This window comes from Actinopolyspora mortivallis DSM 44261 (genome assembly GCF_000384035.1).
GTDB lineage: Bacteria > Actinomycetota > Actinomycetes > Mycobacteriales > Pseudonocardiaceae > Actinopolyspora > Actinopolyspora mortivallis.
On the sequence record NZ_KB913024.1, the window covers coordinates 236,715 to 250,135 of the forward strand.

A 13,421-nucleotide genomic window follows, 5' to 3' on the forward strand; every position below is an offset into this window, starting at 1 on the left:
CTTCGAGCCGGCGCACCTGTCGCGCCGGTCGGTGCTCACCCTCCGCGTCGGTCGGCTGTCCGTTTGTCGCCGCTGTGCGCAGGTGGCTACGAAAGATCGGGAGGATGCTGTTAGAGTCCGTGCGGCAGTTCCGTGTACGAACGGCACTGTTGACGGAATCCAGCCGTGGGCGACTCGTGGGTCGGCCACCGACACCGGCCGGTGACTACCGGCTCGCGCACAGGAGGTCTGCGTGCTCGGCGCATTCCGCTCGGCTCTGACAACGCCGGATCTGCGCCGCAAGATCCTGTTCACACTGGGGATCATCGTGCTGTACCGGCTCGGTGCCACGATTCCCTCCCCCGGGGTCTCCTACCCGAACATCCAACAGTGTGTTGAGGGTCTGAAGGGCGAGAACCAGAGCGTGTACTCGCTGCTCAACCTCTTCAGCGGCGGAGCCCTGCTCCAGCTGTCGGTGTTGTCGCTGGGCATCATGCCCTACATCACCGCCAGCATCATCGTGCAGCTGTTGCAGGTGGTGATCCCGCGGTTCGAGCAGCTCAAGAAGGAGGGTCAGTCCGGCCAGGCCAAGCTGACGCAGTACACCCGCTACCTCACGGTGGCGCTGGCCGTGCTGCAGGCGACGGGAATCGTCGCGCTGGCCGTGCGCGGGCAGCTCTTCCCGGGCTGCCAGCGGGAGGTCATCCCGGACGGCTCGGTGCTGAACATGGTGGTCATCGTCGTCACGATGACCGCGGGCGCGGCACTGCTGATGTGGATGGGCGAGCTGATCACCGAGCGCGGTGTCGGCAACGGCATGTCGCTGTTGATCTTCACCTCGATCGCCGCCCGCATTCCCGCCGAGGGCGGCAAGATCCTGACCAACAGCGGCGGCTTCGTGTTCGCCGTGATCTGCGCCTTCGGTCTGGTCATCATCGCCAGCGTCGTGTTCGTCGAGCAGGCCCAGCGGCGGATTCCGGTGCAGTACGCCAAGCGCATGATCGGGCGCAGGATGTACGGCGGGACCTCCACCTACCTGCCGCTGAAGGTGAACCAGGCCGGTGTCATCCCGGTCATCTTCGGGTCCTCGCTGCTGTACCTGCCCCAGCTGCTCGGCCAGCTGGCGGGCAACCAGAACACCTGGTGGGCCAGGTTCATCCAGAACTACATCGTGGATCCCTCCAGCTGGGTGCACATCCTGCTGTACATGGCGATGATCATCTTCTTCGCCTACTTCTACGTCTCGATCACGTTCAACCCGGAGGAACGTGCCGACGAGATGAAGAAGTTCGGCGGGTTCATCCCCGGCATCCGTCCCGGGCGGCCCACCGCCGAGTACCTCGGGTTCGTGCTCTCCCGGATCACGCTGCCCGGCGCGCTCTACCTCGGTATCATCGCGGTGCTGCCGAACTTCTTCCTCGGTGTCACCGGCGGGGACCAGAGCGGGGCACAGAACTTCCCGTTCGGCGGGACGGCGGTGCTGATCATGGTCAACGTGGGTCTGGACACCGTCAAACAGGTGGAGAGCCAGCTTACGCAGCGCAGTTACGAGGGTTTCCTCCGGTAGGATCGAAGTCCGCGCGGACGGTGGCTTCCGTCCGCTTCCGGAGTGGCGTTCGTCCGATGGGCGGGTACCGGCGGGAGTGGTTTCCCACACTTCAGGCGTAAGCCATGGCGGAATCGGCGGCTTCGGTTACGGTGTCGATCGCTCGGTGTCCGCACAGCCGGTTACCTCGGCGGAGAGGTCCGTGGGAGATCGGAACAGGACGCGGACGTGCGATGACAGACGGGCCCGAGCGCCCGCCAAACGGTGGCCAAGCCACCATCACGGATTCGGAGGCAGACCCTTGGTGCGATTGGTTCTGGTCGGCCCGCCCGGTGCGGGCAAAGGCACCCAAGCGGCCGTGCTGAGTGAACATCTCGCGGTCCCCCACATCTCCAGTGGCGATCTGTTCCGGGAGAACATCGACAACGCCACGCCACTGGGCAAGGAGGCCAAGAGCTATCTCGACGCCGGTGAACTGGTACCGGACGAGGTCACCAACGAGATGGTGCGCCAGCGCCTGAAGGCGGCCGACGCGGCCGAGGGCTTTCTGCTCGACGGATTCCCGCGCACCACGCCGCAGGCCGACGTGCTCAACGGCATCCTCACCGAGAACGGCATGGAACTCACCGCCGTCGTGCAGTTCGAGGTCCCCCGCGAGGAGCTCGTCCGCCGCCTGCTGGAGCGCGGACGCTCCGACGACACCGAGGACCTCATCCGGCGCAGGCTGGACGTGTACGACTCGGAGACGGCGCCGCTGTTGGACTACTACCGGGACAAGCTGATCACGATCGACGCGTTCGGGCCGGTGGAGGAGGTCTCCTCCCGGGCGCTGGAGGCCCTGCGCACCCGCACCTGAGACCCCGGTGTGGGGAGACTCCCGGTACGGAGGCGGTGCGCGCGTCCCAGCGCAGAACGACTATGGTCGGTCGGACGGGGCCGGCTGTGCCCACCACGGCACGGCCGGCCCCGTTCCGTTGTTTCCGGGCACGGCAGTCGGGTGCTCCGGTGAGGAACGCACGGTGGTCGCCCGAGAGGAGTTCGGGGCCGCCGAGCAGGACGAGAGGGGACACAGTGCTTCGGCGGGGCAAGGGCATCGAGGTGAAGACGAAGGGCGAGATCGAGGCCATGCGGGCCTCCGGTCTCGTGGTGGCACGTGCGCTGGCCGCGGTGACCGAGCGGGCCCGGCCCGGCGTCAGCACCGCGGAACTCGACTCCGTGGCCGAGAGCGTCATCCGGGAGGCCGGGGCGGTGCCCTCCTTCAAGGGATACCACGGTTTTCCGGGGTCGATCTGTGCCTCGGTCAACGAGAAGGTCGTGCACGGCATCCCCTCCGAACAGGAGGTGCTCGCCGACGGTGACCTGATCTCGGTGGACTGCGGGGCGATCCTGGACGGGTGGCACGGCGACTCCGCCGTGACCATCCCGGTGGGCTCGGTCAGCGCCCGCGACCGGGCCCTGTCCGCGGCGACCGAGCGCGCGATGTGGGCGGGGATCGACCAGATGGTGGCGGGCAACCGGCTGACCGACATCTCGCACGCCGTGGAGTCCGCCGCGCGGGCGGCGGCCTCCTCCGACGGGACCGACTACGGGATCATCGCCGAGTACGGCGGGCACGGGATCGGCACGCGGATGCACATGGAGCCGTTCCTGCCCAACCTCGGCAGGCCCGGCAAGGGGCCGAAGCTGCGGGAGGGCATGGCTCTGGCCGTGGAGCCCATGCTCACGCTCGGTCCTCCGGACACCGAGGAGCTCGACGACGAGTGGACCGTGGTCACGCTGGACGGTTCCCGCGCCGCGCACTGGGAACACACGGTGGCGGTCACCGCCGACGGTCCCTGGGTACTGACCGCCTTCTGAGAAAGTCTTTCGGAACGTGCTCGTCGGGCCCGAGCCGGGCATCGCCCGTTCGGGGCACACCACACGGGGCCTCCGCGGTGTGCCCCGCCGTCCGGGGTCACCCCGCGGCGCTCGCGGGGCCACGCCGTGGACCGGGCCGGGGTCAGTCGCGTTCGGGCAGCGGTCCGGTGCAGGCGTAGTGCAGCAGTGGGGGGAGGTTGCGCCAGACGATCCGGGTTCCGACCTCGGCGAAGGTCGAGTGCAGTTCCGCCCGGAAGCGCTTGCCCCCGGGGCTGTGCTGCATCGGCAGACAGGCGAGGGCGGTGAACCGCCCCTCGGGGGTGAGCACCCGACGACACTGGTCCAGGATGTCGCGCTGGACGTCGGCGGCCAGCAGGGACCACGGTATGCTGCTGACGATCGCGTCGGCGGAGTCGACGCCGAGCCGGGTGAGGGTGTGCCGCAGTTCGCGCGCGTCCGCGTGGACGCTCTCCATACCGGGTATGCGGGCACGCAGGTGCCGGACGAGGTCCTCGTTCAGTTCGATGCCGACGTGTCGGCCCGTGGCCGGAAGCCTGGTGTGAATTTCGTCGCTGAGCGAGCCTGTTCCCGGGCCGAGCTCCACCACCGTGGGGGAGCCGGTGGTGGGCAGGAACCGGGCCACCGTTCTGGCCACGGCCTTCGACGTCGGGGTGGCCGCTCCGACGGTCGTGGGGTTGCGCAGGGCGGTGGCGAAAAAACGCCGGTACTCCGCGAGGGCGGGGCTGTCGGTCATCCGGCGCGGGACGTGTTTGCCGTGGTGTTGGGCTGTCACCTGTTCTCCTCGTGTGCCTGCCGGTGGGGGCGTGGCAGCGCCCCCCGTTGACCGCCGACGACGGCGCGGGCTGTTACCGTCGGCTGTTCTCCGACGGTGCGACTGATACTTTTCGTGTTCACGGAATCACTCCATGTCGGTCGACACGCCATGTCCAGCCCCGATTTGGGTGGCATTCGCGTGTGCGCGTACAGTGGAGGACCGGCGCACTCGTGGCGTCGGTTCGTCATGCCGTTCTGCTCGCAGGAGCAGCCGTGATCCAGCGGGTGGGTCAAGGCATGGTCTTTCCGTACGGGGACGACCGCGGTTCCTGCGGTGTGTCGTCGAGGCTAACTCGTCGACGGCGGCGGAACCCACGGACCGCGCAGGGGTGAGCCTGCCCTTGGTGCCGGTTCCGGCGTCCAGCGGGAAGAAAGCGGTACGCGATACCGAGAAGATGAACTGTCACCGTCACGAAACGCGGAGGACATGGGCAAAAAGGACGGGGCCATTGAGGTCGAGGGTCGGGTGATAGAGCCGCTCCCCAACGCGACCTTCCGGGTCGAGCTGGAGAACGGCCACAAGGTCCTCGCGCACATCAGTGGCAAGATGCGCCAGCACTACATCCGCATCCTGCCCGAGGACAAGGTCGTCGTGGAGCTGTCTCCCTACGACCTCTCCCGTGGGCGCATTGTCTACCGCTACAAGTGACCTCCACGGTGTCCGGGATTGACGGACACGCTTGGCGAGCAGGGGAGCACGGCCGTGAAGGTCAAACCGAGTGTGAAGAGGATCTGCGACAAGTGCCAGGTGATTCGTCGGCACGGACGAGTCCTTGTGATCTGTGACAACGGGCGTCACAAGCAGCGTCAGGGCTGACCGGCAGCCGGTCGTCGCAGCGGCCGGACACAACGAAGAACAAGCGACAAGGGACCTCCCCGGAACCTGCCGGCTCGGGAGTTGAGTCGGTCCACCCCCGGAACCAGGCCGGGGCTTCGTGCACGGCGGTGGTTGTCCCGGCGGCCCCACGGGGACCCGCACGGGCAGGCGTGCCACCGGCACGGGGACGGTCGGGGAGAAGACCTGGAACGACGAGTGAGGAGTACCTGCCAGATGGCAAGGCTCGCTGGTGTCGACCTCCCGCGTGACAAACGCATCGAGGTCGCGCTGACCTACATCTACGGCATCGGCCGCAGCAGTTCGAGGACGATCCTGCAGACCACGGGTATCCCCTTCGACACCCGTGCGAAGGACCTCGACGACGACCAGCTCTCGGCGCTGCGTGAGCACGTCGAGAACAACTACCGGGTCGAGGGTGACCTTCGCCGCGAGGTCCAGGCCGATATTCGCCGGAAGATCGAGATCGGTTCCTACGCGGGGATGCGGCACCGCCGCCACCTGCCGCTGAACGGGCAGCGGACCAAGACCAACGCCCGTACTCGCAAGGGACCGAAGAAGACGGTCGCGGGCAAGAAGAAGGCCAGGAAGTAAACCTCGCGAGGAGCTGAGTAGTAGTGCCACCGAAGGGACGCGCCGGGGCCGTCAAGAAGGTCCGGCGCAAGGAGAAAAAGAACGTAGCGCACGGACAGGCGCACATCAAGAGCACCTTCAACAACACGATCGTGTCGATCACCGACACCGTCGGTTCGGTGATCAGCTGGGCCTCCGCCGGGCACGTCGGTTTCAAGGGCTCGCGCAAGTCCACTCCGTTCGCGGCCCAGATGGCCGCGGAGAACGCCGCCCGCAAGGCGGCCGAGCACGGCATGAAGAAGGTCGACGTCTTCGTCAAGGGCCCCGGTTCCGGTCGGGAGACGGCGATCCGTTCGCTGCAGGCCGCGGGTCTCGAAGTGGGCACCATCCAGGACGTGACCCCGCAGCCGCACAACGGCTGCCGCCCGCCGAAGCGGCGTCGGGTCTGAGAAGCGGGAGAGGAGTAGACACCAATGGCTCGTTACACCGGTCCCGCGACCCGCAAGTCCCGCCGGTTGAAGGTCGATCTCGTCGGCGGCGACCAGTCGTTCGAACGTCGTCCGTACCCGCCGGGGCAGCACGGTCGTGGGCGCATCAAGGAGACCGAGTACCTCCTGCAGCTGCAGGAGAAGCAGAAGGCCCGCTACACGTACGGGGTGCTGGAGAAGCAGTTCCGCTCCTACTACGAGGAGGCCAACCGCAGGCCCGGCAAGACCGGTGACAACCTGCTGCAGCTGCTGGAAGCCCGCCTGGACAACGTGGTCTACCGCGCGGGAATCGCGCGTACCCGCAGGCAGGCCCGCCAACTGGTGAACCACGGACACTTCCTGGTCAACGGCCGGAAGGTGGACATCCCGAGCTACCAGGTCTCGAAGTTCGACATCATCGACGTCAAGCCGAAGTCGCTGAACACGACGCCGTTCATCATCGCCAAGGAAACCCTGGGCGAGCGGCCCGCTCCGGCCTGGCTGCAGGTGGTGCCGTCTTCGCTGCGGATCCTGGTGCACCAGCTGCCGGAACGGGCACAGATCGACACGCCGGTCACCGAGCAGCTCATCGTCGAGCTCTACTCGAAGTGACACTGGGCGGAGCGGCTACCGCACCGATGGCTGCTCCGCGGTCCGGTACGGGTGGGGGTGTGCCACACCCCCACCCCGCCCACTGTTCGCAGCGGGCACGCCATCCCTTCGGCGTAAAATGGCGGGCGCCGTGTGGAAAGGAAAAACGACAGTGCTCATCTCCCAGCGACCCTCACTGTCCGAGGAGCCTATTTCGGAGACGCGCTCCCGGTTCACTTTCGAGCCGCTGGAGCCCGGCTTCGGTTACACCCTCGGCAATTCGCTCCGCCGTGCCCTGCTGTCCTCGATCCCGGGCGCGGCCGTGACCAGCCTGCGTATCGACGGTGTGCTCCACGAATTCACCACGATTCCGGGGGTCAAGGAAGACGTTACCGACATCATCCTGAATATCAAAGAGCTCGTCGTCAGTTCCGAGGACGACGAGCCGGTCACCATGTACCTGCGCAAGCAGGGCCCCGGTGACGTCACCGCCGCCGACATCGTCCCCCCGGCCGGTGTGACCGTGCACAACCCCGATCTCCACATCGCCACGCTCAACTCGAAGGGCAAGCTGGAGATCGAGCTCGTGGTGGAGCGCGGACGCGGTTACGTCCCCGCCGCGCAGAACAAGGAGTCCGGCGCCGAGATCGGCCGGATCCCCGTGGACTCGATCTACTCGCCGGTACGCAACGTCTCCTTCGACGTCACCTCGACCCGTGTCGAACAGCGCACGGACTTCAACAAGCTCGTGCTCGACGTGGAGACCAAGCCCTCGATCACCGCGCGGGACGCGGTGGCCTCGGCGGGTCGCACCCTGGTCGAGCTGTTCGGCCTGGCCCGGGAACTCAACGTCGACGCGGAAGGGATCGAGATCGGCCCCTCGCCGGCCGAGGCGGACACGATCGCCGCCTACTCGATGCCCATCGAGGATCTCGACCTGACGGTGCGCTCGTACAACTGCCTCAAGCGCGAGGGCATCCACACCGTCGGCGAACTGGTCTCGCGCAGCGAGGCGGATCTGTTGGACATTCGTAACTTCGGTGCGAAGTCCATCGACGAAGTCAAGATGAAACTGGTCGGTCTGGGCCTGACGCTGAAGGACAGCCCGCCCGGATTCGACCCGTCGGCCGCGGCCGCCGAGTACCCCTCCGAGAGCTGGTCGGAGGAAACCAGCATGCCGCAGGGGATGTCGTCCCCCGGTGGTTTCGACACCGGTTTCGGTGGCGGTTACGACAGCGGCTTCGACAACGGCTATGACGACGACGGCCAGGACTACGCGGAGACGGAGCAGCTGTAACCGCGCTTCGCGGACTGGTTTCCGGCCGCACCTTGAGAGGAGCAACCGATGCCCAGGCCAACGAAGGGTCCGCGTCTTGGCGGGTCGCCGTCGCACCAGCGGCATATCCTGGCGAACCTCGCCACCGCGCTGTTCGAGCACGGGCGGATCACCACCACCGAGGCGAAGGCGAAGCGGGTCCAGCCGCTCGCCGAGCGACTCATCACCAAGGCCACCAAGGGTGACCTGCACAACCGTCGCGAGGTGCTGAAGACGATCCGGGACAAGGACGTCGTGCACAAGCTCTTCGCCGAGATCGGTCCGTTCTTCTCGGACCGCCCGGGTGGTTACACCAGGGTCGTCAAGACCATGCCGCGCAAGGGCGACAACGCGCCGATGGCGATCATCGAACTCGTCAACGAGAAGATGGCCACGACCGAGGCCGAGGCCGCCCGGGGCACCACCTTCGCCAAGGACCAGCAGAGCGGGCAGTCCACCGAGCAGGCCACGGCGGAGGCCGCCGAGGAGAACTCCGGTGCCGAGGAGGCGGCCACGGAGGCCGTTTCCGAGGGCTCCGCCGGCGACAGCGACGAGGACTCCACGAACAAGGAGTCCTGACACCGGTGTCTGCCGAGGTGGTCGACGAACCCGTCGCTCCCGAAGGGGAGGGCGGGTTCGTTCGTGTTCGGATCGAGTTCGCCTACGACGGCACGGACTTCTCCGGCTGGGCGCGGCAGCCGGGGCTGCGGACGGTGCAGGAACTGCTGGAGGACGCCCTGCACAAACAACCCCCGGGAAAGCGGTTGGCGGGACCCGTGGTGGTCGCCGGGCGCACCGACGCCGGGGTGCACGCCGATCGGCAGGTGGTGCACGTCGACGTCGTCCCCCTGGCTGCCGAGGAGGCGGGACGGCTCGGTGTCGACGAGCACGGGCTGCCGGATCTGGACAGGTTGTGTTTCCGGTGGAACCGGATCCTGCCCGGTGACGTGCGGGTGCTGCGGGCCGTTGCCGCCGCCCCCGGTTTCGACGCGCGTTTCTCCGCGCTGCGGCGGCACTACCGCTATCGGGTCTCCGACGCGCCGTGGGGGGTGGATCCGCTGCGCCGGCGGGACACGCTGGCCTGGAACCGCCCGTTGGACGTGGACCGGTTGAACCGGGCCTCGGAGGGGCTGCTGGGCCTGCACGACTTCGCGGCGTTCTGCAAGAAGCGCGAGGGGGCCACCACCGTGCGTCGGTTGCAGACCTTCTCCTGGGAGCGGGTGGAGCGGCACTGCCTGGTGGCGCGGGTCAGCGCCGACGCGTTCTGCCATTCGATGGTGCGCAGCCTGGTGGGCTCGGTGCTGATGGCCGGTGACGGGAGACGTTCCGTGGACTGGCCCGCCGAGATGCTGGGTTCCGGGACACGGACCAGCTCGGTGGCCCCGGCGCACGGACTGACTCTGGTCGGAGTCGACTATCCGCCGGACGGGGAACTCGCCGAGCGGGCCCGCACCACCAGGGCGCGTCGCTCCCTCTAGCGGGCCGGTTCTGCCTAAAAACGAGCGCCCCAGGGACGGCCCCCGGTTTTGGACAAAACCGGGAAGCCGGGCAGGGGTCAGTCCCCGCGGCGGATGGGCCCCAGGATCTCCTGCTCACGCTTGTTCGTGACCAGCTGGATGGGCGTCCAGACCATGTTGCCGAGGGCGATGAGCGCGTCGTCCTTGATCATGGTCAGCTGGTGCACCTGCGGCGGGTGCAGGTGCCAGATCCGCCCGGCCAGCTGCGCCTGGTTCACGGGAAGCCGTTGCAGCAGCACCAGGTCGGCGGTGTTCGCCGCCGTGCCGCTGCCCACCTGCGGGTGCAGGTAGGGCAGCACGTACATGGTGGTCTGCCAGGCCGAGCGCGGCGGGAACAGTTCCTGGGGGACCGCGCCGCCGTCGTGGATGACCAACAGCGGGGCATCCTCGCTGGAGCGCGGCAGGTCGAAGGGGGTGAGCCGTCTGATCTGCACCAGTGGAACCGGGTGACCGTCGGGGGTCTCCCCGGCGGCTCGCTCCAGGATCTTCCACGGCTCGGGACGACCGGTCGCCACGATCACCCAGGCCCCGGTCGCCATCGCACGCAGCGCGATCTGGCGGGCCAGGTACAGCCCGCCGACGGTGACCATGCGGGTGGGTTGGGGACGCAGGATCGACGTCGAGATCGGCTCGCCCTGCGGTCCGGAGCCGATGATCATTCCACCGCGGTCGCCGGAGGGACTCACCGTGTCGAGGGTTTCCGGGGGAACCAGGAACTCCGGGACGGTGGCGCGCAGGTCGTCCGGGGTGTCGATGGTCCTGCTGCGGTTCATACCGCACCTCCGAACGGCAGGGTCGCGGTGAAACCGGCCAGTTGCAGTCCACGCAGCGGCGTCAAGGTCACTCCGAGTTTGTCGCTGATGGTTCGCAGTCGTTCGTCGGCGGCGTCGAGCTCGTCGGGGGTGCGGGCGCTCACCCGGACCAGTCCGCGCATCCCGACCTCGTTGTCCTCACCGGCGGGGGAGATGGAGATCGAGACCGTGGAGGACAGCGCGCGCACCCCGGTGAGGGCGTTGAGGCTGTGACTCATCCGGGCGGGCCAGGCGGTGATGGCGTAGCTGGAGTGGCCCACACCCCCCGCGGTGACGCCGTCCCAGCGTTCCTTGAGGCCCACGGGACGTTGCGATCCCAGCACCGACTGGAGCTCGGCCGAGGCGATCCCCGCCTGCAGGAGCTCGTCGGGGTCCAGCGGCCTGGTGGGCACGGACTCCCGTTCCAGTGCGCTGCGCACGCGGGACAGCGCGCCGATCAGCGCCCGGTGCGCCCCGACGATTCCGCCGCCGCGTTCCCCCACGGCCTTGGCGCAGCGTTTCGGGTCCAGCCGCACCGCGATCCAGGTGGTGCGGCGCGCCGCGGCGGGAAGTGGGCCCAGCACCTCCAGGTAGGAGTTCAGGGCGGGGGAGTTGGAGGGAAGCGAGGCGCTGCCCGGGTAGCAGTGCCAGATCACCTGGATCGCGTCGAGCACCACACCGCGGTCCTCCAGGCAGGGAGTCAGCGTTCCCAGCGGGAGGTTGGGGGACTTGCCGATCTCGTTGACCAGCGACGGCGTCGGCTCCACCATGAGCACGGCCGTCCACTTCCCGTCGTTGAACGCCATCCCCACGTGGTTGCGGTCGTGGTCCTGTCCGTGGGCGACGACCAGGTCGGGGACGACCAGCCGCAGCAGGGAGACGCGGTGGTTCTCGTCCGGCCCGATGACCCCGTCGCCGTTCTCGTCTCCCCCGTCGGTCAGGCCGGGGGTGACCGGCTCCACCACGCTGGTGTGGTTGCGGAAGTTGTAGTCGAGCACGAGCCCGAACATCTGGGTGAACCATCGTCCGCGTCGGCGCAACAGCGCCAGGATCAGGGCGAGTCCGGCCACTGTCGCCGCGACCGGCCACAGTGCCTGGTTGACGGCGACGATGACGAGACCGGCCGCCAGGCCGATCTCCAGCACGACGATGTTCGACACGGGTATCGCGCCGAGGCTGGCTCCCGTGGTGCGCCGACGCGCCTGAACTCGTGCCCGCGGCGTGTTCGTGGGCCCGGCGCCGGAGGATCCGGACGCTTTCGACTGGGCCGGATGCTGTGTGGTCACGGACATCCGTTGGGTCTCTCCCCCTCGCAGGTAGATGCGTCTGCCCACTGTGGGTGCGGGCGCGTGCGGGTCCCGGTAGCCGGTCGACGAGAATACTGCGCCGAGTCGGTCGAACCGTACCCACGCGGCACCCTTTCCCGGCTACCCTGCTGAACGGTACCTCGGACGGGAGAGCTTTAGGCGAAGAATGGCATCAACACCCACGACGAAATCACAAGTCCAGGCTTACAGGTTCGTCATACGCCGCATGGAGTCCGCGCTCGCCCGTAAGGACGCGGTGATGTTGCACGATCCCCTGGGGTCGCACAAACGCGCGACGATCGCGGGCGCGATCATCTCCTGCATCGGGATGATCGGTTTCCTGGTCTGGGGTCTGTTCAGTGGCCAGGGAACCGTTCCCAAACCGGGTTCGGTGGTCATCGCCAAGGAGAGCGGCAGCGTCTACGTGGTCACCTCGGACGAGGAGACCGACAAGCGACTGGTGCCGATGCTGAACATGGCCTCGGCGAAGTTGCTGGTCATGGCCAAGGGAAACGCTCAGGGGCAGGCGATCGAACCGACGAAGGTCAAGGAGGCCGCGTTGGCCGAGCTGCCGCGTGGCCCGAAGACGGGAATCCCCAACGCGCCGAACTTCCTGCCGGATCCGGAACAGTCCGCCGAGCCTTCCTGGGCGATCTGTGACGTGGCCCGGCTGAACAACGCGTTGAGTCCGGAGCGGATGCAGGCCACGGCCACTGTGGAGACCACGGTGGTCGGTGGTGTGAACAACCGGGGGCGTGAACTGCCCGTGGACGGGGCCCTCTACGTCGAGGACGACAGCTCCGAGCAGCGCTACCTGGTCTATCGCGCCGATGTTCCCGAACGCCCGAGTACGCGGGTGGTCAAGGCGGAGGTGACCGACGCCGATCCCGCCGTGACGGAGATGTTCGAGTTGAACGGGGCGGTGCCGAGGCGGATCAGCACGAACACCCTCAACGCCGTTCCCGAGGTCGACTCCCTGGACGTTCCGGAGCTTCCGGAGGGCACACCGGAGTACGACAGTGGTTCCTACCGACTCGGGGACGTGGTCTCCCGCACCGTGCCCGGTCCGGACGGCGAGCACTTCGAGTACTTCGTCCTGTTGGACAGCGGCAAGCAGCGGATCAGCCGTGGCGCGGCCGCGGTGCTGCACGCGGCGCGGTACTCCGCCCAGGAGATCCCCAACGCCACCGGGATGCTGACCGATGTGGACGACGCCTCCGAGGGCGACGAGCTGGACGTGGGGCACTTCCCCACCGGCGTTCCCGGTCCGATCCCGTTCTCCGAGGCGAAAACCTCCTGCCTGAGCTGGAGCAACACCTCCGGTGAACAGCGGGTGACCGTCACGGTGGGCTCGTCCTCGCCCGCCCCGCAGGCCCCGGTGAAGCTGGCGCAGTACGACGGCCAGGGCCCACGGGTGGACTACTTCTACATGCCTCCGGGTGAGGCGGCCGTGGTGCGTGGCACCACCGGCCCGGACACGGCGGAGGGTGGTCCGCTCTACCTGGTCTCCGACCGCGGGGTCACCTACGGCATCAAGGACCTGGCCACGGCAAAGGGGCTGGGGGTCGTCAACGGGGCCTCCGACATCGGCTCGGCTCCGGCGGCGGTGCTCGGTTCGCTGCCGTCCGGGAGTTTTCTGGATCCGGCCCAGGCCAGTGTCGTCTACGACTCCATCCCGATGGACTCCGAAGCCGGGGTGAACCGTCCTCCGGAGGAGGAGTCGGAGTCCAGCCCGGGGGTTTCGGCCTCGACCGGAAGCTGAGGTAGCGGGCTCCGGGACGACCTGCCGGGGTGCTCCGCTGCCGCGTT

The 13,421-nt window shown here is 67.9% G+C and carries 16 protein-coding genes; 12 read left to right on the forward strand and 4 right to left on the reverse strand.

Features of this window, described 5'->3' with window-relative positions:
• Nucleotides 1-232 precede the first annotated feature (232 nt).
• The 3 genes from secY (at nt 233) to map (ending at nt 3,382) form a co-directional block, all read left to right on the forward strand.
• Nucleotides 233-1,546 carry a preprotein translocase subunit SecY gene (secY, locus tag ACTMO_RS0101275; protein WP_019852837.1) on the forward strand — a complete coding sequence of 438 codons (1,314 nt, stop codon included), beginning with the start codon at nt 233-235 and terminating at the stop codon, nt 1,544-1,546.
• 280 nt (nt 1,547-1,826) lie between these two features.
• Nucleotides 1,827-2,381, forward strand: a complete 555-nt coding sequence (locus ACTMO_RS0101280; RefSeq protein WP_019852838.1) for an adenylate kinase — start codon at nt 1,827-1,829, stop codon at nt 2,379-2,381.
• A 215-nt stretch (nt 2,382-2,596) separates the two neighbouring features.
• Nucleotides 2,597-3,382 carry a type I methionyl aminopeptidase gene (gene map, locus ACTMO_RS0101285; protein ID WP_019852839.1) on the forward strand — a complete coding sequence of 262 codons (786 nt, stop codon included), beginning with the start codon at nt 2,597-2,599 and terminating at the stop codon, nt 3,380-3,382.
• A gap of 142 nt (nt 3,383-3,524) precedes the next feature.
• On the opposite strand, the gene ACTMO_RS0101290 is transcribed toward map, so the two are convergent.
• Nucleotides 3,525-4,175, reverse strand: a complete 651-nt coding sequence (locus tag ACTMO_RS0101290; RefSeq protein WP_019852840.1) for a class I SAM-dependent methyltransferase — start codon at nt 4,173-4,175, stop codon at nt 3,525-3,527.
• Complete coding sequence (locus ACTMO_RS23845) at nt 4,172-4,297, reverse strand: hypothetical protein (RefSeq protein ID WP_281167478.1); 126 nt, start codon at nt 4,295-4,297, stop codon at nt 4,172-4,174. The genes ACTMO_RS0101290 and ACTMO_RS23845 overlap by 4 nt, the downstream gene beginning before the upstream one ends.
• A 346-nt stretch (nt 4,298-4,643) precedes the next feature.
• Between ACTMO_RS23845 and infA the strand changes: the two genes are divergently transcribed.
• The 8 genes from infA (at nt 4,644) to truA (ending at nt 9,475) form a co-directional block, all read left to right on the forward strand.
• Nucleotides 4,644-4,865 carry a translation initiation factor IF-1 gene (gene infA, locus ACTMO_RS0101295; RefSeq protein WP_017976785.1) on the forward strand — a complete coding sequence of 74 codons (222 nt, stop codon included), beginning with the start codon at nt 4,644-4,646 and terminating at the stop codon, nt 4,863-4,865.
• Nucleotides 4,866-4,919: 54 nt separating this feature from the next.
• Nucleotides 4,920-5,033, forward strand: a complete 114-nt coding sequence (gene rpmJ / locus ACTMO_RS22155; RefSeq protein ID WP_084791993.1) for a 50S ribosomal protein L36 — start codon at nt 4,920-4,922, stop codon at nt 5,031-5,033.
• Nucleotides 5,034-5,267: 234 nt separating this feature from the next.
• Nucleotides 5,268-5,645 carry a 30S ribosomal protein S13 gene (gene rpsM / locus ACTMO_RS0101300; RefSeq protein ID WP_019852841.1) on the forward strand — a complete coding sequence of 126 codons (378 nt, stop codon included), beginning with the start codon at nt 5,268-5,270 and terminating at the stop codon, nt 5,643-5,645.
• Between the two features lie 23 nt (nt 5,646-5,668).
• Nucleotides 5,669-6,073: a 30S ribosomal protein S11 gene (rpsK, locus tag ACTMO_RS0101305; RefSeq protein WP_019852842.1), complete on the forward strand. Its 405-nt coding sequence runs from the start codon at nt 5,669-5,671 to the stop codon at nt 6,071-6,073.
• A 24-nt stretch (nt 6,074-6,097) separates the two neighbouring features.
• On the forward strand, nt 6,098-6,703 hold the full coding sequence (rpsD, locus tag ACTMO_RS0101310; protein ID WP_019852843.1) for a 30S ribosomal protein S4: 606 nt from the start codon (nt 6,098-6,100) through the stop codon (nt 6,701-6,703).
• A gap of 151 nt (nt 6,704-6,854) precedes the next feature.
• Nucleotides 6,855-7,979, forward strand: a complete 1,125-nt coding sequence (locus ACTMO_RS0101315) for a DNA-directed RNA polymerase subunit alpha (RefSeq protein WP_019852844.1) — start codon at nt 6,855-6,857, stop codon at nt 7,977-7,979.
• A 48-nt stretch (nt 7,980-8,027) separates the two neighbouring features.
• Nucleotides 8,028-8,576: a 50S ribosomal protein L17 gene (gene rplQ, locus ACTMO_RS0101320; RefSeq protein WP_019852845.1), complete on the forward strand. Its 549-nt coding sequence runs from the start codon at nt 8,028-8,030 to the stop codon at nt 8,574-8,576.
• Entirely contained in the window at nt 8,573-9,475 is a 903-nt protein-coding gene (truA, locus tag ACTMO_RS0101325) for a tRNA pseudouridine(38-40) synthase TruA (protein ID WP_425394328.1), read from the forward strand. The genes rplQ and truA overlap by 4 nt, the downstream gene beginning before the upstream one ends.
• A 77-nt stretch (nt 9,476-9,552) precedes the next feature.
• On the opposite strand, the gene ACTMO_RS0101330 is transcribed toward truA, so the two are convergent.
• Both ACTMO_RS0101330 and eccE read right to left on the reverse strand, forming a co-directional pair.
• A complete protein-coding gene (locus ACTMO_RS0101330) occupies nt 9,553-10,287 on the reverse strand; it encodes a hypothetical protein (protein WP_019852847.1) in 735 nt (244 codons plus the stop codon).
• Nucleotides 10,284-11,465 (reverse strand): type VII secretion protein EccE, encoded by a 1,182-nt coding sequence (gene eccE / locus ACTMO_RS0101335; protein WP_026448756.1) that lies wholly within the window; start codon nt 11,463-11,465, stop codon nt 10,284-10,286. Before eccE ends, ACTMO_RS0101330 begins: the two co-directional genes overlap by 4 nt.
• A 313-nt stretch (nt 11,466-11,778) precedes the next feature.
• On the opposite strand from eccE, the gene eccB reads away from it, so the two are divergent.
• Nucleotides 11,779-13,374 (forward strand): type VII secretion protein EccB, encoded by a 1,596-nt coding sequence (eccB, locus tag ACTMO_RS0101340; RefSeq protein ID WP_084791995.1) that lies wholly within the window; start codon nt 11,779-11,781, stop codon nt 13,372-13,374.
• Nucleotides 13,375-13,421 lie beyond the last annotated feature (47 nt).

Excerpts from the sequence above, each read along its gene's own strand:
- infA (WP_017976785.1), top strand. The coding sequence starts at position 4,644 with ATGGGCAAAAAGGACGGGGCCATTGAGGTCGAGGGTCGGGTGATAGAG.
- rpsM (WP_019852841.1), top strand. The coding sequence starts at position 5,268 with ATGGCAAGGCTCGCTGGTGTCGACCTCCCGCGTGACAAACGCATCGAG.
- rpsD (WP_019852843.1), top strand. The coding sequence starts at position 6,098 with ATGGCTCGTTACACCGGTCCCGCGACCCGCAAGTCCCGCCGGTTGAAG.
- rplQ (WP_019852845.1), top strand. The coding sequence starts at position 8,028 with ATGCCCAGGCCAACGAAGGGTCCGCGTCTTGGCGGGTCGCCGTCGCAC.
- ACTMO_RS0101330 (WP_019852847.1), bottom strand. The coding sequence starts at position 10,287 with ATGAACCGCAGCAGGACCATCGACACCCCGGACGACCTGCGCGCCACC.
- eccB (WP_084791995.1), top strand. The coding sequence starts at position 11,779 with ATGGCATCAACACCCACGACGAAATCACAAGTCCAGGCTTACAGGTTC.